This is a genomic window from Nonomuraea purpurea, from assembly GCF_042650645.1.
Classification (GTDB): Bacteria; Actinomycetota; Actinomycetes; order Streptosporangiales; family Streptosporangiaceae; genus Nonomuraea; species Nonomuraea purpurea.
Window position 1 is genome coordinate 209383 of sequence record NZ_JBHSBI010000004.1, and the last position, 20184, is coordinate 229566.

Below are 20184 nucleotides of genomic sequence, written 5' to 3' on the forward strand. Positions count from 1 at the left end.
CGCGGCCCTGCCCCCAGCCGGGGTCCAGCTCGACGGGGAGCTGATCGTGATCGGGTCCGCCGGGGTCGGCGACACGTTCCGGAGTCCCTTCGGGGCCATGCGTCGTGAGCCCCGATCATCACCCGGCGCCGGATCACACGCCAGGCCCTCGCACGGAAAACGTCAGCGGCGCACGCCCTGCGCCATCTCCTTGGCCAGGGCGGAGATGGACGCCCGGCCCTCGGCCTCGTCGGGCGCGTCGAGGATGCGGCGGATGAACGCCGAGCCGACGATGACGCCGTCGGCGTAGGCGGCGACCTCGGCCGCCTGCGCTCCCGTGCCGACGCCCAGGCCCACGCACACGGGCAGGTCGGTGTGCGCCTTCGTGCGCTGGACCAGGCCCTCCGCCGCGACGTTGACGGTCTCCCTGGCGCCGGTGACGCCCATCAGCGAGGCCGCGTAGACGAAGCCCGTGCAGCAGTCGACGACGGCCTTGATGCGCTGCTCGGTCGAGCTCGGCGCCACCAGGAAAACCGTGTCGATGCCGGCGGCCGCCGAGGCGGCCCGCCACGGCTCGGACTCCTCCGGCGTCAGGTCGGGCGTGATCGTGCCGACGCCGCCCGCGGCGGCCAGGTCGCGCGCGAACCGCTCGGCGCCGTACTTGTCGATGGGGTTCCAGTAGGTCATGACGAGCGTGGCCGCGCCTGTGGCCGCCACGCCTTCGACGGTACGCAGCACGTCGGCGATGCGCGTGCCGTTGAGCAGCGACCTGTGCACCGCGTCCTGGATGGTCGGCCCGTCCATGAGCGGGTCGGAATAGGGCAGGCCGATCTCGATGACGTCGCAGCCGGCCTCCACCAGGGCCGCGGCGGCGGAGATGGCGCCGTCCTTGGAAGGAAAGCCCGCGGGCAGGTAGCCGACGAGCGCGGCCCGGTTGTCCGCCTTCGCCTTGGCGAAGACCGTCTGAAGAGTCGTCATGTCTGTCCGTTCCGAAGGTCGAGTCTCACCATGATGCCCCGCGGCGATCTCTTGCGCGGGCGCGCGCGACTCGTCAGAGGTTGAAGTATTTCATCGCCGTGCCCATGTCCTTGTCGCCGCGCCCGGAGAGGTTGACCAGGATGGTCGCCTCGGGGCCGAGCTCACGGCCGAGCTCCAGCGCGCCCGCCAGGGCGTGGGAGGACTCGATGGCCGGGATGATGCCCTCGGTCCTGGCCAGCAGCGCGAACGCGGCCATCGCCGCGTCGTCGGTGACGCCGTGGTAGGTGGCGCGGCCCGAGTCTTTCAGCCAGGCGTGCTCGGGGCCGACCCCCGGGTAGTCGAGCCCGGCCGAGATCGAGTGGGACTCGATGGTCTGGCCCTCGTCGTCCTGCAGGACGTAGGTGCGCGAGCCGTGGAGCACGCCGACCGAGCCCGCGGTGAGCGTGAGCGCGTGCTCGCCGCTGTCGAGGCCGTGGCCCGCGGCCTCGTAGCCGTGGAGCTGGACGCCGGCGTCGTCGAGGAAGGCGTGGAAGATGCCGATCGCGTTGCTGCCGCCGCCGACCGCCGCGCACACCGCGTCGGGCAGCTCGCCGGTCAGCTCGACGATCTGGCGGCGGGCCTCGACGCCGATGATGCGGGCGAAGTCGCGCACGATCTCGGGGAACGGGTGCGGCCCCGCGACCGTGCCGAACAGGTAGTGGGTGGTGTCGACGTTGGTCACCCAGTCGCGGAAGGCCTCGTTGATGGCGTCCTTGAGAGTCTGGGAGCCGTTGGTCACCGGCACCACGGTGGCGCCGAGCAGCTTCATCCTGGCGACGTTGAGCGCCTGGCGCTCGCAGTCGACCGCGCCCATGTAGATCACGCACTCCAGGCCGAGCAGGGCGGCGGCGGTGGCCGTGGCCACGCCGTGCTGGCCCGCGCCGGTCTCGGCGATCACCCGCTTCTTGCCCAGCCGCTTGGTGAGCAGGGCCTGGCCCAGCACGTTGTTGATCTTGTGAGCGCCGGTGTGGGTGAGGTCCTCGCGCTTGAGCACGATCCTGGCCCCGCCCGCCTGCTCGCTGAAGCGCGGCACGTCGGTCAGCGTGGTGGGCCGGCCCGCGTACGTGCGCAGCAGGTGATCGAACTCGCGCAGGAACTCCGCGTCGTTCTTGGCCTTCTCGTAGACCGCGGCCACCTCGTCGAGCGCGGGGATGAGCGCCTCGGGAACGAAGCGGCCGCCGAAGATGCCGAACTTGCCGTGCACGTCGGGGTCGTCGCCGCGCGCGCCGTTGCCGGCCAGGTCGGCGGCGGTCAGGATGGAGCCTTCTTTTGCCACTGCTATCCCTCTGCTGAGTGGTCGGGGCGCGTCGATGGATGGGCGCCGGCCGTCACCAGAGCCTCCACTGCCTTGCGCGGGTCCTTGCCGGTGACCAGGCTCTCGCCCACCAGGACGGCGTCGGCGCCTGCCCTGGCGTAGGCGAGCAGATCGTGCGGGCCGCGCACGCCCGACTCGGCAATCTTGATCACATTATCGGGGATCTTCGGCGCCAGCTTCGTGAACACCTCGCGGTCGACCTCGAGTGTCTTCAGATTGCGCGCGTTGATCCCGACGACCCGGGCGCCGGCCGCGACGGCCCGCTCAAGCTCCTCGTCGGTGTGCACCTCGACCAGCGGGGTGAGCCCGATCGACTCGGCCCGCTCGATCAGCGACACCAGCGCCTCCTGCTCCAGGCAGACGACCATGAGCAGCGCCAGGTCGGCGCCGTGGGCCCTGGCCTCCCAGAGCTGGTAAGAGGTGAGGATGAAGTCTTTACGCAGGATGGGGATGTCGACCCGGGCGCGGACCGCCGCCAGGTCGTCGAGGCTGCCGCCGAACTTGCGCCGTTCTGTCAGCACGCTGATGACGTGCGCCCCGCCCGCTTCGTAGTCGGCCGCCAGCGCCGCCGGGTCGGCGATCGCGGCGAGCGCGCCCTTCGACGGGCTCGAGCGCTTGACCTCGGCGATCACCGAGATCCTGTCACCCCCGAGCGCGGCCATCGCGTCTCTGGGGGCCTGCGCCCGCCCGGCTCGCTGCTTGAGCTCGTCCAAAGACACGGCCTGCTGACGTACGGCGAGGTCGGCGCGCACCCCGTCGAGGATGTCGTCGAGGACACTCGGCCCTTCCGTCCGCTCACTCACGCGCTTGGGGTCCCTCCGGTCGACTGTGGGGGTGGCTGAGAGTTCGCGTCGCGTCCGCTCTCGGCCTGTCCTGCGATGGTATCGGCCCCCACGGGCTCGCCTCACCACAGGCCCCTGACTATGGCGCGAGGAACGCTCCGAAAGGCAGATTACGGACGATCCAGTAGACCATGACGACCCCGATGAAGGCCCACAGCCACGCCGGATGGGCGAGCGTCATGCGCCTGGGCTTGCCCTGCCAGGCCCGCACGACCCATCTGCCCCACCAGAACAGCAGGAACGGGATCATCGCCACCGCCAGGGGGTTGAGCCCGAGCGCCGCGACGGGGTCGAGATGGGCCAGCGCGTGGATGGTGCGCAGCGTGCCGCAACCCGGGCAGTACAGGCCCGTCAGCCACAGGAATGGGCACGTCGGGTAGTGGCCGGGCTCGTTGGGGTCGACCGCCCCGACGACCGCGAACACGGCGCCCGCGGCAGCCGCAACACCGAGCGGCGCGAGCAGGCCTTTGAGGCGACCCGTGCCGCGCCGCTCGGTTGTTGCGAAGCTCATGTTCTCAGTATCCGCCCTCGTCTGCGCGCTCGGCCCTTAACCCTTAGTACGACCCGACGCTCGAGGTCACGGCCGCGGTGAGGACGAGGGTGAACACGACGTACCCGACGATGGCCAGGATGTTGACGATCAGGCCGATGATCAGGGCCCGCTTCCACCACGTCTTGGCCTCATCCGAGGCCTGCTGCGCGCCCTGGAAGTCGCCGACCTGCCACTTCGAGTTCACCTGCGACGACTTCACGATCGCCACGATGCCCAGGGGAAGGCAGCAGAAGATGGTGGTGAGGATGGCGGCCACAAGGTGGTTGTCCGGTGCCTGCCCGCCGGGGCCGGGGGCGCCGTAACCGCCGTCGCCATAGCCACCGCCGCTCGGGGGCTGCTGGCCGTAACCGCCACCGCTCGGGGGCTGCTGACCATAGCCACCGCCGTAACCGCCACCGCTCGGAGGCTGCTGACCGTAGCCACCTCCCCCGCTCGGGGGCTGCTGGCCGTAACCGCCACCGCTCGGGGGCTGCTGACCATAGCCACCGCCGTAACCGCCACCGCTCGGAGGCTGCTGACCGTAGCCGCCACCCCCGCTCGGGGGCTGCTGGCCGTAACCGCCACCGGGCGGCTGGGCGCCGTAGCCACCGTCGCCCTGGTTTCCGTAACTCATGCTAATGACCCCTTATGTCGTCATCTTGAGTCGCGTTGCGCGCGGCAGCCTAGCGAGATGGCGTCTTCTACGTGGTCTAACGTCCACTTTGCGGACAATTCGTAATCGGACCGCAAGCGGGTCGTCACGGCCCGGCTACGGCCACCGCAAGTTACCCGCTAGTAGTCATACGTGGACGTGGCCGCCGCGCTGAGCCCGATCATCGACAGCAGGAGGCCGCCGAAGATCAGCCAGCCGAGTATCCAGAGCACGACCGTGATGTAGGAGGTGACCAGGCCTCCCATGGCCATGCCGTGGCCCTCCTCGCCCGTACGCTTGATCTTGTTCAGGGCGATGTGGCCCAGGATCACGCCCGGGATGCTGGTGAGCCCGCAGAAGATCAGGCCGATGATGCCCAGGACCAGCGAGGCCACCGCCATGCCGTTGGTCGACCTGGGCTGGGGCGGGTTGTAGCCGTAACCCTGCTGGGGGCCGCCGCCGAAGCCGCCGCTCGGGGGCAGCTGGCCGTAACCGAGATCCTGATAGCTGGGCGGCTGCTGACCGTAGCCTCCACCGCCGCTCGGAGGCTGCTGACCGTAACCACCGCCCCCGCTCGGAGGCTGCTGACCGTAACCGCCACCGCTGGTGGGCTGCTGACCGTAACCGCCACCGCTGGTGGGCTGCTGGCCGTACCCTCCGCCGCCCTGACTGGGAGGTTGCTGGCCGTACCCTCCACCGGGAGGTTGCGCGCCGTAGCCGCCACCGCCCTGATCCCCGTAGCTCATTCGCTTGGCTCCTCAAAAGATTCTTGGCGAGTTGCAACGGCAGCTTATTGAGGAAACGGTTGCCGAGTAGACGCTGGTTCAGAACAGTGGAGAAAACGTCACCAGGAAGTTCCGACGCGGCTCAGGAGAGGCGTCGGGCGGCGCGAGGATCTTCTCAGCGGGGGTCGGTGGGATCGTCGCCGCGGTCGAGGGCGTCCCACATGGCCCGGTCGGCTTGGGCCGCCTGCGCCGCTCGCGCTTCGGGCGTGTCGGCGCCCGCTCCCCGCTCATAGCGGGCGGACATGCCCGTCCACCTGCCGCCCCGCATGATCGCGAGGACTCCGCCCGCGATCATCAGCAGCGCTCCGACGGCCGCGACACCGGGCCAGAGCGACACCGCTTCCCAGGGCATGGCGGTGGCGCCGCGCAGGACGTTGCGCTCGTGGAGCCAGCCGGCCACGGTGGCTTCGTCCAAGGCCGTCCACGTCCCGGCCGCCGCGCCGACGCCGCAGAGCGTGAGCAACCCGCCGACGACGCGCCGCCCCACCCCCTTGGTGGCCAGCACCGCCACCACGCCGGCCAGCCCGGCCAGCGCCACGGGCGTCAACGCGGGGGACAGCTCGCCCCCGGTGGGCACCACCGTGTCGGGGCCCGCCGCGTCCAGGGCCCGCACCCAGACGCGGCCCGCGGCGAGGAGCACGAGCAGGGCTCCGAGTGCGGTCATCCCGACCCACACCCACAGCTCCCGCCGCCCGGCCGACTCGACCGGCGCGCCCGAAGGCTCTGTAGCCTTATCCGCTTTCATGGGCCTTTCCGCCTCCATCGAACACGCCCGCCTAGTCTCGCCCAAGCGGGATCTCAAGCCGGTCGGCGTCGAAGCAGGTGCGCTCTCCCGTGTGGCAGGCCGCGCCCACCTGGTCGACCTTCACCAGGATGGTGTCGCCGTCGCAGTCGAGCGCCACCGACTTGACGTGCTGGACGTGTCCGGAGGTGCCGCCCTTGACCCAGAACTCGGCGCGGCTGCGGGACCAGTAGGTGGCCCTGCCGGTGGTGAGCGTCCGATGCAGGGCCTCGTCGTTCATCCAGGCCAGCATGAGCACCTCGCCGGTGTCGTACTGCTGGGCGATCGCGGGGACCAAGCCCTCGGGGTTGCGCTTCAACCGGGCGGCGATCTTGGGGTCAAGGGACATGCTGCCATTCAACCAGCCCGCCCCCGCGCTCCCTCCACCCCGACCCCCGCCGCACCGCCGGCGGGGGTGTTCACATGTGCGCGGCGGAGATCCACGAGGCGTGCAGGTCGGCGTAGACCCCGGGTTCCCGGACGAGTTCCGCGTGCGACCCCCGCTGCACCAGGCGGCCCCCGTCGAACACCAGCACCTCGTCGGCGTTCTCCGCCGTCGAGAGCCGGTGGGCGATGGAGATGGCGGTGCGGCCCCGGGTGACGCCTTCCAGGGCGCGCGCCAGCCGTACCTCCGTGGCCGGGTCCACGGCGGAGGTGGCCTCGTCCAGCAGGAGCAGGTCGGGGTCGGCGAGGTAGGCGCGGGCCAGGGCGACGAGCTGGCGCTCGCCGGCCGACAGCGACTCGCCGCGCTGGCCGACGGGCGTGTCCAGTCCTGCGGGCAGGCCCTCCAGCCAGTCCGCCAGGCCCAGTTCGGTCAGCGCGAGCTCGATCTCGGCGCGCTCGGCCGACGGTTTGCCGTAGCGGACGTTGTCCTCCAGCGTCCCGTCGAACAGGAACCCGTCCTGCGGCACCATGACGATCCGCTCGCGCAGCGAGGAGAAGCGCACGTCGCGCAGGTCGTGGCCGTCCACGGTGACGCGGCCCGAGGCGGGGTCCATGAGCCGTGTCAGGAGTTTGGCGAACGTCGTCTTGCCCGAGCCGGTCTCCCCCACGACCGCGACGCGCGAGCGGGGCGGGATCTCCAGCGTGATCTCGCGCAGGACGGGCTCGCCGCCGGGGTAGGCGAAGTGCACGTTCTCGAAGGCGACGGAGATGGGGCCGCGCGGCAGGGTCGCGCCCGCCTCGCCCGGGTCGGCCACGTCGGCCGGCGTGTCGATGACGCCGAGGATGCGGCGCCAGCCCGCGACGGCGTTCTGGGCCTCGTTCAGCACCTCGGTGGCGGTCTGCAGCGGCGAGACGAACAGCGTCACCAGGAACAGGAACGCCACCAGGCGTCCCTGCGTGATGTCGCCGGACAGGCCGAGCTGGACGCCGAGCAGGACGATCCCGGCGATGGCGACGGCGGCCACGATCTCGGTCAGCGGGAAGACGAAGCCGACGATGGTCTGCGCCCTGATCTGGGCGCTCCTGTTGGCGTTCACGGCCTTGTCGATGCGCTCGCCGGTGCGCCGTTCCGCGGCGTAGGCCCTGATGACGGCGGCGCCGACGACGGACTCGCTGACCGCCGCCAGCATGTCGCCGGTACGCTCGCGCACGGTCGTGTAGGCCCGCGACAGCAGCCGCTGGAAGCGCGGCAGGGCGATCATCAGCGGGACGAAGCAGGCCCAGACGAGCAGCGTGAGCTGCCAGGAGTAGACGAACATCAGCACCGTGGCCACGAAGAGCTGGCCGAACGCCACGATGATCATCAGCCCGCCCCACTGCATGAACGTGCTGATCTGGTCGATGTCGTTGGTGACGCGCGAGACCAGGGCGCCGCGCCGCTCGGTGTTCTGGGTGAGCACCGACAGGTCGTGCACGTGGCGGAACCCGCGCACGCGCAGCGTGGCCAGCGACGCCTCCGTGGCCTTGTAGAGGCGGACGTTCATGACATAACCGGCCAGCGCCGTGAGCACCACGGCGGCGACGCAGATCAGCACGGCGTTGGTGATGTACGGCAGGTCGGGGGTGCCGTCCTTGAGGCCGGTGTCGATCGTCTGCTGGACGGCGATCGGCACGATGATCTTGCCGACGGTCGCGATGACGGCCAGCGCCAGCGTGCCGGCCAGGCCCTTGCGGAACTCGGGCGTCAGCGACAGGCCCCTGCGGATCGTGGCCAGCGCGGAACGTTCGGAGTCACGCTGGATGGTCTGCGCGGTGTGCGCGGTCGTCATGCGCTGACCTCTTCTTCCTCGCCGAACTCTTCCTCGTCGAACGGCACCTCGTCGAACGGCACCTCGATGGCGGCGCGCTCGGCCTCTTCGCGCTCGTAGGCGGTCACCAGGTTGCGGTAGCCGGAGCAGCGGGCCAGCAGTTCCTCGTGCGGGCCTCGGTCGACGACGCGGCCGTGGTCGAGGAAGACGACCTCGTCGGCCAGGGCGATGGTGGCCATCCGGTAGGCCACGACGACAACCGTGGACGCCTCGGCGTTGTCGCGCAGGCCGTACAGGATCTTGGCCTCGACCTGCGGGTCCACGCTGGAGGTGGCGTCGTCGAGGATGAGCAGGCGCGGCCGGCGCACGACCGCGCGGGCCAGGGCCAGGCGCTGGCGCTGGCCGCCGGACAGCGTCGTGCCGCGCTCGCCGACCCGCGTGTCGAGCCCGGAGGACATCCGCGCGACGAACCCGTCGGCCTGCGCCAGCCGCAGGGCGGCCCACACGTCCTCGTCGTCGGCGTCGGCGCCGAGCGCGATGTTGCCGCGCACGGTGTCGTCGAACAGGAACGTCTGCTGCGGCACCAGGGCGACCGACTCGGCGATGCCGCCGTAGGCCAGATCACGCAGGTCCTGGCCGTCGAGCAGCACCCGGCCCGTGTCGGGGTCGACCAGCCGGGCCAGGAGTTGCACAAGCGTGGACTTGCCCGACCCGGTGGGCCCGACCAGCGCGACGGTACGGCCGGCGGGCACCTCGAAGGTGACCTCGTGCAGCACCTTGGCCTCGCCGTAGGCGTAGGAGACCTCGCGCGCCTCCAGGCCGGCGGGCCCGGACGAGGTCGCGGTGGCCTTGCCGTACTCCATGGAGCCCGTCGCGTCCAGCACGGCCTGGACCCGCTGCCAGCCGACGACGCTGCGCGGCAGCTCGGCCAGCACCCAGCCCAGCGCCCTGATCGGGAAGGCCAGCAGCGTGAACAGGTAGGCCACGCGCACCAGCGCGCCGGCGTCGATCGCGCCGGTGGAAAGGCGCGTCGCGCCGACGGCGAGCACCGCGAGCACGCCGATGGTGGGCAGCGCCTCCAGCATCGGGTCGAACAGGCCGCGCACGCGGCCGACCGCGATGTTGGCGTCGCGCAGTTCGTGGGCGCGGCGCTGGAACCGTTCGGTCTCCAGTTCCTCCCTGCCGAGGGTCTTGACGACGAGCGCCCCGTCAAAACTCTCGTGCGCGATCTCGCTGACCTCGGCGCGCAACTGCTGGGCGCGGGTGGCGAGCGGGCTGAGCTTGCGCTGGTAGATGAGGTTCAGCACGGCGATGGCCGGAAATATCAGGAAACCTACGAGGGCGAGCACGAGGTCCGTGAACAACATCGCGATCGCCGCGGTGACCAGCATGACGATCACGCCCACGGCCATCGGCAGCGGCGCCAGCGGCGCCCACGCCGCCTCGGCGTCGGCGCTGGCGTTCGACAGCAGCTGCCCGGTCGGGTGCCGGTGGTGCCACGACAGCGGCAGCCGCAGGTACTGCTTGGTGACGTCCCTGCGCGACCTGGCCTGCATGCGGTACTGCAGCAGGCCGGCCAGGATGCGCCGGCCCGCCACGCCGAGCGCCTTGAGCAGCGCCGCGCCCACGATGAGGAACACGCCGGTCCACATCGCGCCGGAGGCGACGCTGCCCTGCTGGAAGGCGGGCAGCACCAGGTTCTGCGTGGCCCAGCCGAGGGCCCAGGCGGAGCCCACGGTCATTCCCCCGTAGACCGCGCTGGCCACGACGGCCAGCGCGAACACCGCTTTCTCTGTGCGAATGGCCACCCCAAGGACGCGTAGCCCTTGGCTCATGACGGCCGAGGTGACCTTACTCGCCACTCGGTTGGGTTCCTTTCAAAGCTGACAAATGCACTTATGTCACTATCACGTCTGATCAGTCCGTTATTCCCCGCTGTAGGGTTGTCAACGTGACTCACGCTCGTGGCGAACGCTCCGCGCTCTGCGACCTGTTCGACCGGCTCGGCCCGGACGCACCGACGCTCTGCACGGGCTGGACCACCTACGACCTGGCCGCCCACCTCGTGCTACGCGAGCGCAGGCCCGACGCGATGGGCGGCATCGCCATCAAGCCCCTGGCCGGCTACACCGCCTCGGTCCAGAACAGGATCAAGGCCCGCCACCCCTACCCCGAACTGGTCGGCCTGGTGCGCAAGCCCGCCGGCGTCTACTCCCTGCTGCCCTTCCTCGACGAGGCCGTCAACGCGCTGGAGCTGTTCGTGCACCACGAGGACGTGCGCCGCGCCCAGCCGTCATGGGAGCCGCGCGAACTCGGCGACGATCTCGACCGGCTCATCTGGAAGCGTGTGTCGTCCGGCGCCCGGCTGATGCTGCGCAGGTCGCCGGTGGGCATCGTGCTGCACCGGCTCGGCGGCGGTGTGGCGCTCGGCGGGGCCCGCCAGGGCCCCAAGGTCGAGGTGACGGGGACCGCCTCGGAGCTGCTGATGTTCTGCTTCGGGCGGCAGGGGCACGCCCGCGTGGAACTGACCGGCGAACCCCACGCGGTCGACCAGGTCCGCAACGCGATCCTGGGGGTTTAGACGCCTGACCAGGAGGGCGAACGCTCCGCCACGGCTCCTGCGCAAAACCCGGCGCGGCGGGCACTCACGCGTCATCTCCAGCCTTTACCATGGCAGTGGAAAGAAGCCCCCCGGTTAGGATCTTGAACATCTTCACAGAAGATGCCCATGATCGCCCAGATCCGGGTATATACGGCTGGGACTGGACTGCAGGAGGCCCCCCATGCAGGTCAAGAAGGTGCTGACCTACGTCGCGATCGCGTTCGTGGTCTTCTACCTGTTCACCCGGCCGGCCCAAGCTGCCGCCGCGGTCAACGGTGTGTTCGACGGAATCATTCAAGGAGCCAATCAGTTGGCTGTGTTCTTCTCAAGTGTTCTGACCTGACGGATGGTCCTGTCTGCGTCAGGTGCTTCCCCGCACTGCCAGATCGTGTTACGCAGGCAGGATGAGAGATCGCCCCAACGGCACCACGATCAGTCAGCTCGATTCCACCTCGCGGCGCATCCTCGAGCGAGCTGAGCTCGAGGGCATCGAGCTGATCCGTTTTCTGTACGCCGACCACGGTGGCGTGATCCGTGGAAAGGCGGCAGCACGGTCACGGTTGGCCGAACGGCTCAGCACGGGCATCGGGCACACGGTGGCCATGATGGCGATGAACATGCTCGACCAGCTCCAGGACGTCGAGCACATGGGTCCGGTGGGCGAAGTACGCATCGTTCCTGACCCCACCACATTCATCCCGTTGCCCCACGCACCGGGCGCGGCGGCGATGTTGTCGGACCTGCGCCGGCCCGACGGCACTCCGTGGGGCGCCTGCGCTCGAACCTTCCTCAAAGACGCGGTCGCCGAGCTCGCCACCGAGGGCTACACGCTCGTGGCGGCCTTCGAACCGGAGTTCACCCTCGGCAGGCGCGTGCCCGACCCGGGCGGCGGCCCCGACAAACTCATCCCGATCGACGACTCCCTCTGCTACGCCGCCACCGGGTTCGACACGGCCCACGACTACACGATCAAACTCATCCACGCCCTGGAGACGCAGGGCCTGCGCGTGGAGCACTACCACCCCGAGCTCGGCCCCGGTCAGCAGGAGTTGTCGGTACGCCACGCGCCCGCGCTGCGCGCCGCCGACAACCACGTCATCTACCGCGAGACCGTACGCGGCATCGCCATGCGCATGCAGATGTGGGCCACGCTCGCGCCCAAGCCGCTGGCCGACCAGGCCGGCAACGGCGCCCACCTGCACCTGTCGCTGTGGGACGACTCCCGCAACCTCTTCGCCGACGACGGCGAGATCCGCGCCGGCTTCATCGGCGGCCTGCTCGCCCACCTGCCCGCCCTGACGGCGCTGACCTGCGGCAGCGTCAACAGCTTCCGTCGCCTCGCGCCCCGCACCTGGGCCGGCGCGTACACCGTCTACGGGCCCGACAACCGCGAGGCCGCCGTCCGCGTGTGCTCCCCGCTGGGCGACAGCGGTGAGCCCAACCTGGAGCTGAAGCCGTCGGACTCCTCGGCGAACCCGTACCTGTCGCTGGGCGCCGTCATCCACGCCGGCCTCGACGGCATCAGGCGCAAGCTCGACCCGGGCGCGGCCGTGGACGTGGACCCCGACACGCGGCCCGGCCAGTATCACCGGCTGCCGTCCTCGCTGGACGAGGCGCTGGACGCGCTGGAGTCCGACGAGGTGCTCATGGAGGCGCTCGGACCGCTGCGGCGCAGCGCGTACCTGGCGGTCAAACGATCCGAGGCAGCCGCGTTCGCCGCCCACGACCTCTCCTACGAGCTCTTCCACCACATGCGGGTGTTCTGAACCGCCGCGCGCCAGGGCACCGGTCATCGAGTGCCGTGTTCCGAACCGCGCGGCACCGTTCGTCGAGGGCACCCGACGACCGTGTTCGAACCGCGCGGCATCGCTCATCGAGAGCGGCCCGACGACCGTGTTCCGAAACCGGGGCGCCCCCACACCGGTGGGGACGCCCCAGCCGCGGGGATTACTGCCGCACCGGAAAACCGGCCGCGGCCAGCGCGCCCTTGATCTCGGGGATCTTCAGCGTGCCGAAGTGCAACACGCTGGCCGCCAGGACGGCGTCGGCGCCGGCCTCGACCGCCGGGGCGAAGTCCTCCAGCCGCCCCGCGCCGCCACTGGCGATCACCGGCACCCGCACGGCCGCCCTGACCGCGCGCAGCATCTCCAGGTCGTAGCCGTCGAGCGTGCCGTCGCCGTCCATCGAGTTGAGCAGGATCTCTCCCACGCCCAGCTCCTCGCCGCGCGCGGCCCACTCGACCGCGTCGATCCCGGTGCCGCGCCGCCCGCCGTGGGTGGTCACCTCGAACCCGCTCGCCGTGCCGGGGGCGCGGCGGGCGTCCACGGACAGCACGATGCACTGGGCGCCGAAGCGCCGCGACGCCTCGGTGAGCAGTTCGGGCCGCGCGATGGCGGCCGTGTTGAGCGAGACCTTGTCGGCGCCGGCGCGCAGCAGCCGGTTGACGTCCTCCACCGCCCGCACGCCGCCGCCGACGGTCAGCGGGATGAACACCTGCTCGGCGGTCCTGCGCACCACGTCGAGCATGGTCTCGCGCTCACCCGAGGACGCGGTGATGTCGAGGAAGGTGAGCTCGTCGGCCCCCTCCTCGTCGTAGCGCCTGGCCAGCTCGACGGGGTCGCCCGCGTCGCGCAGGTTCTCGAAGTTGACGCCCTTGACCACGCGCCCGGCGTCCACGTCGAGACAGGGGATGACTCTTACCGCTACGGTCATGCTCGCAGTGCCTCGATTTCGATCTCGACCAGCATCCTCGGGTCGACCAGGCCGGCCACCCGAACTCCTGTGCAGGCGGGCCGCACCTTGTTGAACACCTCGTGGATGGCCCGCCCGGCCAGGTCGAAGTGCCGCTGGTCCACCACGTAGTAGCGGACCATGACGACGTCGTCGGGGGTGAGGCCGCCCATCGCGACCGCCTCCAGCGCGATGTCGAGCGCGGTCAGGCTCTGCTTGAAGGCGTCGCCGACGTGGCGCACCTCTCCGTCGACCGTGGCGGTGCAGCCCGACACGATCACCCGGTCGCCCACGACGACCGCGCGGGCGTAACCGTACTTCTCCTCCCAGATGCCGCCCGAGAACACCCTTGGACCGGTGCTTTCCATGCTGATGCTGCTGACGCTCATCTCGCCCCCTCCCGGCGAAGCTACACGCGTACCGCGACCAGTGCATCTTCCAGCGTGAACGCGTGAGCGTACAGAGCCTTGCCCACGATGGCCCCCTCCACTCCGTCAGGGACGAGACAAGCCAGTGCCATCAGGTCGTCGAGGCTGGAGACGCCGCCGCTGGCCACCACGGGCCGGTCGGTACGGGCGCAGATCTGGCGGTACAGGTCGAGGTTGGGCCCCTGGAGCATGCCGTCCTTGGTCACGTCGGTGACGACGTAGCGGGGGCAGCCGTCGGCTTCGAGCCGGTCGAGCACCTCCCACAGGTCGCCGGCGTCCTCGGTCCAGCCGCGCGCGGCCAGGGTGGCGCCGCGCACGTCGAGGCCGACCGCGATCTTGTCGCCGTGCTCGGCGATGACCTTCCTGCACCATTCGGGCTCCACCAGGGCGGCGGTGCCGATGTTGACCCGGCGGCAGCCGGTGGCCAGCGCGGCGGCCAGGGAGTCGTCGTCGCGGATGCCGCCGGACAGCTCCACGTTCACGTCGAGTCTGCCGATCACCTCGGCGATCAGCTCCCTGTTGCCGCCCCGGCCGAAGGCGGCGTCGAGGTCGACCATGTGGATCCACTCGGCACCGGCCTCCTGCCAGGCCAGCGCGGCGGCCAGCGGCTCGCCGTAGCCGGTCTCGGTCCCGGCCTCGCCCTGGACCAGGCGTACGGCCTGGCCGTCGGCGACGTCCACGGCGGGCAGCAATACGAGCGACATTCAGGTCCTCCGGTCGAAAGCCAGGGTCATCACTACGGGTGCGAGCAGCAGGGAGAAGACCAGGACGGCAAGGCTGACGGGCAGCGAGCCCCAGATCAGCCAGACGATCGCCTGGACGATCACGAATCCGGCGCCGGCCACGACGTTCTGGGCGCGGCGACGGCGGGCGATCAGGCCGCCCTGACGGTAGAAGCGCACGGGGCGCGGTGTGAGCCGGACGAGCAGGGCGCGGCGGCGGGCCCTGCGGGCCTGCCGCTCCTCGTTGACCTGGGCGGCGCGGGCCCGTTCCGCCTCCCGCTCGGCCCTGCGGCGGGCGCGCTCCTTGCTCATGAGGCTGCCTTCGCCGGGAGCGCGCGCCGCTCGTTCACAGCGTGCCGAGCCAGTTGCGCAGCAGCGTGGCCCCGGCGTCGCCGGACTTCTCCGGGTGGAACTGGGTGGCCATCAGCGGGCCGTTCTCGACGGCGGCCACGAACGGCACGCCGTGCTCGGCCCAGGTGACGAGCGGCTCGGCGAAGCCCTCGCCGGCCCGCAGTTCCCATTCGCGCACGCCGTAGGAGTGGACGAAGTAGAAGCGGGTGGCGGCGTCGAGCCCGGCGAACAGGACACTGTCGGCGGGGGCCTTGACCGTGTTCCACCCCATGTGGGGCAGCACGGGCGCGTCGAGCCGCTCTACCGTGCCGGGCCACTCGCCGCAGCCCTCGGTCTCCACGCCGTGCTCGACGCCCTTGGCGAACAGGATCTGCATGCCGACGCAGATGCCCAGCACCGGCCGGCCGCCGGACAGGCGGCGGCCGATGACGCGCTCGCCGCGGACGCTCTTCAGCCCGCTCATGCACGCCTCGAACGCGCCGACGCCCGGCACGACCAGGCCGTCGGCTTCGAGCGCGGCGTCGAGGTCGGCCGTCACGGTCACCTCGGCGCCGACCCTGGCCAGGGCCCGCTCGGCCGAGCGCAGGTTGCCCGAACCGTAGTCGAGGACGACGACGTTCTTGGTCACCACCACAACACCCCCGCGGTGATCGCCATCGCCGCGCCGAGGGCGCAGATGGACGCGCCGACCTTGAGCCCCTGCCTGGCCAGCGAGAACACGCCGCCGATGAGGAACAGGCCGATGAAGACCATCACGCCGGCGATGAGGTTGTCGGTCATAGGACGCCCTTGGTGCTCGGCACGCCCGTGGCGCGCGGGTCGGGCTCTGACGCCTCGCGCAGCGCCCTGGCCAGCGCCTTGAACTGGGCCTCCACGATGTGGTGGGCGTTGCGGCCATAGGGGACGTGGACGTGCAGGCAGATCGCGGCCTGGGCGACGAACGACTCGAGGATGTGGCGCGTCATCGTGGAGTCGTAGTCGGGGCCGATCATCGGCGCCATGCCCTCGGGCTCGGAGTGCACGAGGTAGGGGCGGCCCGACAGGTCGACGGTGACCTGGGCGAGCGACTCGTCCAGCGGGCACGACGCGCTACCGAACCGCCTGATGCCCGACTTGTCGCCCAACGCCTGGCGGAAGGCCGCGCCCAGCGCGAGCGCGGTGTCCTCGATCGTGTGGTGGGAGTCGATGTGCAGGTCGCCCTCGGTCTTGACCGTCAGGTCGAACAGCCCGTGCTTGCCGAGCTGGGCCAGCATGTGGTCGTAGAAGCCGACCCCGGTCGACACGTCGACCAGGCCGGTGCCGTCGAGACCGACCTCCACCAGGACCGAGGTCTCCTTCGTCACGCGCTCGACGCGGCCTACGCGGCTCACAGAACTCCTTCCAGGGCGGCGCGGAAGGCCGCCATCTCCTCGCCGGTGCCGATCGACACCCGCAGCCATTCGGGCGGGCCCACCTCTCGGATGAGCACCCCCTGCTCCAGCAGGCCCTCCCACACCGCGCGCCGGTCGGGGAAACGCCCGAACAGCACGAAGTTGGCGTCGGAGTCGGCCACCGACAGGCCCTTGGCCCGCAACCACGCGACCGTGTCGTCACGCTCGCGGCGCAGCGCGTCGACCGTGCCCAGCAGCTCGGCACGGTGGCGCAGCGCCACCCGCGCCGCCGCCTGGGTGAGCGTGGACAGATGGTACGGCAGCCGCACCAGCAGCAGCGCCTCCACCACGGCCGGGTGGGCGGCCAGATAGCCCAGACGCGTGCCGGCCATCGCGAACGCCTTGGACATCGTCCGGGTGACGATCAGCCTCGGGTGGGCGGGCAGCAGCGTCAACGCCGACGGCGTGCCCGCACGGGCGAACTCGGCGTAGGCCTCGTCCACCACGACCACTCCCCTGGCGACCCCCAGGATCGCCTCGATCGTCTCCAGCGGCTGGGCGGTGCCCGTCGGGTTGTTGGGCGAGGCCAGGAAGACGATGTCGGGCTGGTGCTCCTCGATCGCCGCCGCGGCCTTGCCCGGGTCGAGCGAGAAGTCGCCCTCACGGCTGGCGCTGATCCACTCGGTGTTGGTGCCGGTGGTGATGATCGGGTGCATCGAGTAGGACGGCTCGAAGCCCATGGCCGTGCGGCCGTGGCCGCCGAAGGCCTGAAGGATCTGCTGGAGCACCTCGTTGGAGCCGTTGGCGGCCCACACCTGCTCGGCGCCCAGGCCGTGGCCGAGGTAGCCGGCCAGCTCGGCGCGCAGTTCGAGGGCGTCTCTGTCGGGGTAGCGGTTGAGCCCGCCCGCGCCGGCCCTGACCGCCTCGGCCAGGTCGGCGACCAGCTCGGGCGAGGGCGGGTAGGGGTTCTCGTTGGTGTTGAGCCTGACAGGCACGTCGATCTGGGGCGCGCCGTACGGCGACTTGCCCCGCAGGTCGTCGCGGATGGGCAGATCGTCGAGGTTCACGCGTTCTCCGTAGGGACTTGCCAGCCGAAGCGGGCACGGATGGCGGCGCCGTGGGCGGGCAGGTCTTCGGCGTCGGCCAGCACCGACACGTGGGCCGCCGCCTCCGCGAGCGCCTCGCGGGTGTAGTCGACCACGTGGACGCCGCGCAGGAACGACTGCACCGACAGGCCGCTGGAGTGGCAGGCGCAGCCGCCGGTGGGCAGCACGTGGTTGGAGCCGGCCAGGTAGTCGCCCAAAGAGACCGGCGCGTAGGCGCCCACGAAGACGCCGCCGGCGTTGCGGACCCGCGCGGCGACGGCCGCCGCGTCGGCGGTGTGGATCTCCAGGTGCTCGGCGGCGTAGGCGTCGACGACCTTGAGGCCGTCGTCGATCGAGCTCACCAGCACGATGCCGGACTGCCTGCCGCCCAGCGCCTCGGCGATGCGCTCGCAGTGCTTGGTCGCCGAGATCTGGCCCGGCAGCTCTTTGTCCACCGCGTCGGCCAGCTCGGCGCTGGTGGTGACCAGTACGGCGGCGGCGATCGTGTCGTGCTCGGCCTGGCTGATCAGGTCGGCGGCGACGTGGACCGGGTCGGCCGTCTCGTCGGCCAGGATGGCGATCTCGGTCGGGCCGGCCTCGGAGTCGATGCCGATGCGGCCCTTGAGCAGCCGTTTGGCCGCCGCGACGTAGATGTTGCCCGGCCCGGTCACCATGGTGACAGGGGGGCACTCCTCGGTGCCGTAGGCGAACATGGCCACGGCCTGCGCCCCGCCGACGTTGTAGACCTCCTCCACGCCGAGCAGCGCGCACGCGGCCAGGATCGTGGGGTGCGGCAGCCCGCCGAAGGCCTTCTGCGCGGGGCTGGTCACGGCCAGCGACTCGACGCCGGCCTCCTGGGCCGGGACGACGTTCATGACCACGCTGGACGGATAGACCGCGCGCCCGCCGGGGACGTAGAGCCCCACGCGCTCGACCGGCAGCCACCGCTCGGTCACGGTGCCGCCCGGCACGACCTGGGTGGTGACGTCGGCGCGGCGCTGGTCGCGGTGGACCAGCCTGGCCCGCCTGATCGACTCCTCCAGCGCGGCCCGCACCTTGGGGTCGAGCCCGGCCAGCGCCTCGGCGATGGCCTGCGCGGGCACGCGGGTGGTGGCGATCTCGACGCCGTCGAACCTGGCGGTCAGCTCCCGTACGGCCGCCGCCCCGCGATGGCGCACGTCGTCGCAGATGGGCCGCACCTTCTCCAGGGCGGCCTCGACGTCGAGCTCGGCGCGGGGCAGCACGTCGCGCAGGCTCTCGGGCAGAGAGCCGCGCATGTCAATACGGGAAATCACCCTGACAGTCTACGGAGTCCGGCTCCCGGCTCTCGCGTTGTCCACGATGCGAACATCCGCCGTGTCATGGGAAACGTATGGTGGCCGCGGGGCGGGAGTTGGCCGGCGCCGCCCCGCGGCCGCCGTCACCCCGGACCGGGCCTGCCGGGGGTGGTGCCGTGGCCGTCACGGGGGTACGGCCACGGCCGGAGATGTCTCAAGCTCTGACAAGTGCCCCTGGGACATCGCTCTCTAACGACGACACGCCGGGAAAAGCATGAAGTAATGAAAACCTAACGTTAAGCGAGTTTTACCCTGGATCCGCCTGATGGCGTGGCGCCCCACGGATCACCCCATCCCCCGCGACCACGGCCCCGAGCCGCCGCCTCTTGACCATCTGCAGACCCCGGCCCGCCGCTGCCGGCCGGCCTGACGGGGTACGGCATGCACCATGGTGCGGCTGCCGGCCTACGCGCCGATGCTCGCCCAGCTCGGCACCCTGACCTCCGTCCAGGGCCCCGACTGGGCCGTGGAGATGAAATGGGACGGCGTACGCGCCATGGCCTACCTGGAGGACGGTGCCGTCCGCCTGATGTCGCGCAACCGCATAAACGTCACCCCCGCCTACCCAGAACTCCAGCTCATGGCCGGAGCCACCGGCGGACGCCCTGCCGTGGTCGACGGCGAGATCGTGGCCTTCGACGAGACGGGCCGGCCCAGCTTCGAGGCCCTGCAACCCCGGATGCACCAGCGCAAGCCGGTCGCCATCGCCGAGCTGACCAGGACGACGCCGGTCACGTTCATGGCCTTCGACCTGCTGCATCTCGACGACGCCAGCACGGTTTCGCTGCCCTACACCGAGCGCAGGCGCCTCCTGGAGGACACCTTCACGCCCGGCTTCCGCTGGGAGGTGCCCGTGTGGTTCGCCGACCACGCCGCGCGCGCCTTCGACTCCTCCCGCGAGCTCGGGCTCGAAGGGGTCGTGTGCAAGAGGCTGAGCTCGCCGTACCGGCCCGGCAGGCGCACCGCCGAGTGGACGAAGGTCAAGAACGTCAAAACCGTCGAGGTCGTGATCGGCGGATGGAAGGCGGGAGGCGGCCGGCGTTCGGGGATGATCGGGTCGCTGCTGCTCGGCGCGTACGACCCGCGCGGCCGGCTCGTGTACGTCGGGCACGTCGGCACCGGGTTCACCGAGGCCATGCTGCGCGACCTGCGGGAGCGGCTGGCGCCGCTGGAGCGCCCCGAGCCGCCCTTCCACGAGCCGGTGCCGCGCGAGCACGCCCGCGACACGCACTGGGTGGAGCCGCTCGTCGTCGGCGAGGTGCAGTACGCCGAGGTCACCGGCGACGGCCGGCTGCGCCACCCGTCCTGGCGCGGGCTGCGCCCCGACAAGGAGCCCCGGGAGGCCGGCACGTCCGAGATCCTGCCCACGCGACGGGAAGGGAACGCGGCCGCCGGCTGACCGATGACGCACGACACGCCACCCCAATTACACTTCGTCGCTATATGGTGACTTACAGTGATCGA

23 protein-coding genes are annotated in these 20184 nt (G+C 71.0%); 4 read left to right on the top strand and 19 right to left on the bottom strand.

The features are described 5' to 3' along the window. Positions 1 to 162: 162 nt before the first annotated feature. The 10 genes from trpA to ACFOY2_RS09885 form a co-directional block, all read right to left on the bottom strand. Positions 163 to 957, bottom strand: coding sequence for a tryptophan synthase subunit alpha (gene trpA / locus ACFOY2_RS09840; RefSeq protein WP_379527645.1), 795 nt, complete (start codon positions 955 to 957; stop codon positions 163 to 165). Between the two features lie 73 nt (positions 958 to 1030). Then, entirely contained in the window at positions 1031 to 2254 is a 1224-nt protein-coding gene (trpB, locus tag ACFOY2_RS09845; RefSeq protein WP_379527883.1) for a tryptophan synthase subunit beta, read from the bottom strand. A 20-nt stretch (positions 2255 to 2274) separates the two neighbouring features. Beyond that, positions 2275 to 3114, bottom strand: coding sequence for an indole-3-glycerol phosphate synthase TrpC (gene trpC / locus ACFOY2_RS09850; RefSeq protein ID WP_379527646.1), 840 nt, complete (start codon positions 3112 to 3114; stop codon positions 2275 to 2277). Positions 3115 to 3232: 118 nt separating this feature from the next. After that, entirely contained in the window at positions 3233 to 3664 is a 432-nt protein-coding gene (locus ACFOY2_RS09855) for a DUF2752 domain-containing protein (RefSeq protein WP_379527647.1), read from the bottom strand. Between the two features lie 43 nt (positions 3665 to 3707). Then, positions 3708 to 4319, bottom strand: coding sequence for a CD225/dispanin family protein (locus tag ACFOY2_RS09860; protein WP_379527648.1), 612 nt, complete (start codon positions 4317 to 4319; stop codon positions 3708 to 3710). 158 nt (positions 4320 to 4477) lie between these two features. Continuing rightward, positions 4478 to 5083 (bottom strand): DUF4190 domain-containing protein, encoded by a 606-nt coding sequence (locus ACFOY2_RS09865; RefSeq protein WP_379527649.1) that lies wholly within the window; start codon positions 5081 to 5083, stop codon positions 4478 to 4480. Positions 5084 to 5237: 154 nt separating this feature from the next. After that, complete coding sequence (locus ACFOY2_RS09870; protein WP_379527650.1) at positions 5238 to 5867, bottom strand: TIGR02234 family membrane protein; 630 nt, start codon at positions 5865 to 5867, stop codon at positions 5238 to 5240. A gap of 31 nt (positions 5868 to 5898) precedes the next feature. Next, complete coding sequence (hisI, locus tag ACFOY2_RS09875; protein ID WP_379527651.1) at positions 5899 to 6252, bottom strand: phosphoribosyl-AMP cyclohydrolase; 354 nt, start codon at positions 6250 to 6252, stop codon at positions 5899 to 5901. A 70-nt stretch (positions 6253 to 6322) separates the two neighbouring features. Further along, the gene (locus tag ACFOY2_RS09880; protein ID WP_379527652.1) at positions 6323 to 8116 is read right to left on the bottom strand and encodes an ABC transporter ATP-binding protein; all 1794 of its coding nucleotides are present in this window, start codon (positions 8114 to 8116) and stop codon (positions 6323 to 6325) included. Beyond that, positions 8113 to 9957, bottom strand: coding sequence for an ABC transporter ATP-binding protein (locus ACFOY2_RS09885; protein ID WP_379527653.1), 1845 nt, complete (start codon positions 9955 to 9957; stop codon positions 8113 to 8115). Before ACFOY2_RS09885 ends, ACFOY2_RS09880 begins: the two co-directional genes overlap by 4 nt. 89 nt (positions 9958 to 10046) lie before the next feature. Here ACFOY2_RS09885 and ACFOY2_RS09890 point away from each other — a divergent pair, with 89 nt between their 5' ends. The 3 genes from ACFOY2_RS09890 (at position 10047) to ACFOY2_RS09900 (ending at position 12463) form a co-directional block, all read left to right on the top strand. After that, a complete protein-coding gene (locus tag ACFOY2_RS09890) occupies positions 10047 to 10676 on the top strand; it encodes a TIGR03085 family metal-binding protein (protein ID WP_379527654.1) in 630 nt (209 codons plus the stop codon). A gap of 202 nt (positions 10677 to 10878) precedes the next feature. Further along, complete coding sequence (locus ACFOY2_RS09895) at positions 10879 to 11040, top strand: hypothetical protein (RefSeq protein ID WP_379527655.1); 162 nt, start codon at positions 10879 to 10881, stop codon at positions 11038 to 11040. A 61-nt stretch (positions 11041 to 11101) separates the two neighbouring features. Next, positions 11102 to 12463, top strand: a complete 1362-nt coding sequence (locus tag ACFOY2_RS09900; protein WP_379527656.1) for a glutamine synthetase family protein — start codon at positions 11102 to 11104, stop codon at positions 12461 to 12463. A gap of 181 nt (positions 12464 to 12644) precedes the next feature. Here ACFOY2_RS09900 and hisF read toward each other — a convergent pair whose 3' ends face one another. The 9 genes from hisF to hisD are packed head-to-tail and all read right to left on the bottom strand — an operon-like array spanning position 12645 to position 18678. Then, complete coding sequence (gene hisF, locus ACFOY2_RS09905; RefSeq protein WP_379527657.1) at positions 12645 to 13409, bottom strand: imidazole glycerol phosphate synthase subunit HisF; 765 nt, start codon at positions 13407 to 13409, stop codon at positions 12645 to 12647. Next, the gene (locus tag ACFOY2_RS09910) at positions 13406 to 13816 is read right to left on the bottom strand and encodes a Rid family hydrolase (RefSeq protein ID WP_379527658.1); all 411 of its coding nucleotides are present in this window, start codon (positions 13814 to 13816) and stop codon (positions 13406 to 13408) included. The genes hisF and ACFOY2_RS09910 overlap by 4 nt, the downstream gene beginning before the upstream one ends. A gap of 20 nt (positions 13817 to 13836) precedes the next feature. Continuing rightward, on the bottom strand, positions 13837 to 14559 hold the full coding sequence (gene priA / locus ACFOY2_RS09915; protein WP_379527659.1) for a bifunctional 1-(5-phosphoribosyl)-5-((5-phosphoribosylamino)methylideneamino)imidazole-4-carboxamide isomerase/phosphoribosylanthranilate isomerase PriA: 723 nt from the start codon (positions 14557 to 14559) through the stop codon (positions 13837 to 13839). Continuing rightward, the gene (locus ACFOY2_RS09920) at positions 14560 to 14889 is read right to left on the bottom strand and encodes a hypothetical protein (RefSeq protein WP_379527660.1); all 330 of its coding nucleotides are present in this window, start codon (positions 14887 to 14889) and stop codon (positions 14560 to 14562) included. A gap of 34 nt (positions 14890 to 14923) precedes the next feature. Next, complete coding sequence (gene hisH / locus ACFOY2_RS09925; protein ID WP_379527661.1) at positions 14924 to 15556, bottom strand: imidazole glycerol phosphate synthase subunit HisH; 633 nt, start codon at positions 15554 to 15556, stop codon at positions 14924 to 14926. Further along, on the bottom strand, positions 15553 to 15708 hold the full coding sequence (locus ACFOY2_RS09930) for a hypothetical protein (RefSeq protein ID WP_357806205.1): 156 nt from the start codon (positions 15706 to 15708) through the stop codon (positions 15553 to 15555). The genes hisH and ACFOY2_RS09930 overlap by 4 nt, the downstream gene beginning before the upstream one ends. Then, positions 15705 to 16298 carry an imidazoleglycerol-phosphate dehydratase HisB gene (hisB, locus tag ACFOY2_RS09935; protein ID WP_357806202.1) on the bottom strand — a complete coding sequence of 198 codons (594 nt, stop codon included), beginning with the start codon at positions 16296 to 16298 and terminating at the stop codon, positions 15705 to 15707. The genes ACFOY2_RS09930 and hisB overlap by 4 nt, the downstream gene beginning before the upstream one ends. Continuing rightward, positions 16295 to 17365, bottom strand: coding sequence for a histidinol-phosphate transaminase (locus ACFOY2_RS09940; protein WP_379527662.1), 1071 nt, complete (start codon positions 17363 to 17365; stop codon positions 16295 to 16297). Before ACFOY2_RS09940 ends, hisB begins: the two co-directional genes overlap by 4 nt. Continuing rightward, positions 17362 to 18678, bottom strand: coding sequence for a histidinol dehydrogenase (hisD, locus tag ACFOY2_RS09945; protein ID WP_379527663.1), 1317 nt, complete (start codon positions 18676 to 18678; stop codon positions 17362 to 17364). The genes ACFOY2_RS09940 and hisD overlap by 4 nt, the downstream gene beginning before the upstream one ends. A gap of 430 nt (positions 18679 to 19108) precedes the next feature. Between hisD and ligD the strand changes: the two genes are divergently transcribed. Next, positions 19109 to 20119 carry a non-homologous end-joining DNA ligase gene (ligD, locus tag ACFOY2_RS09950; protein WP_379527664.1) on the top strand — a complete coding sequence of 337 codons (1011 nt, stop codon included), beginning with the start codon at positions 19109 to 19111 and terminating at the stop codon, positions 20117 to 20119. The last annotated feature ends 65 nt before the right edge of the window (positions 20120 to 20184 follow it).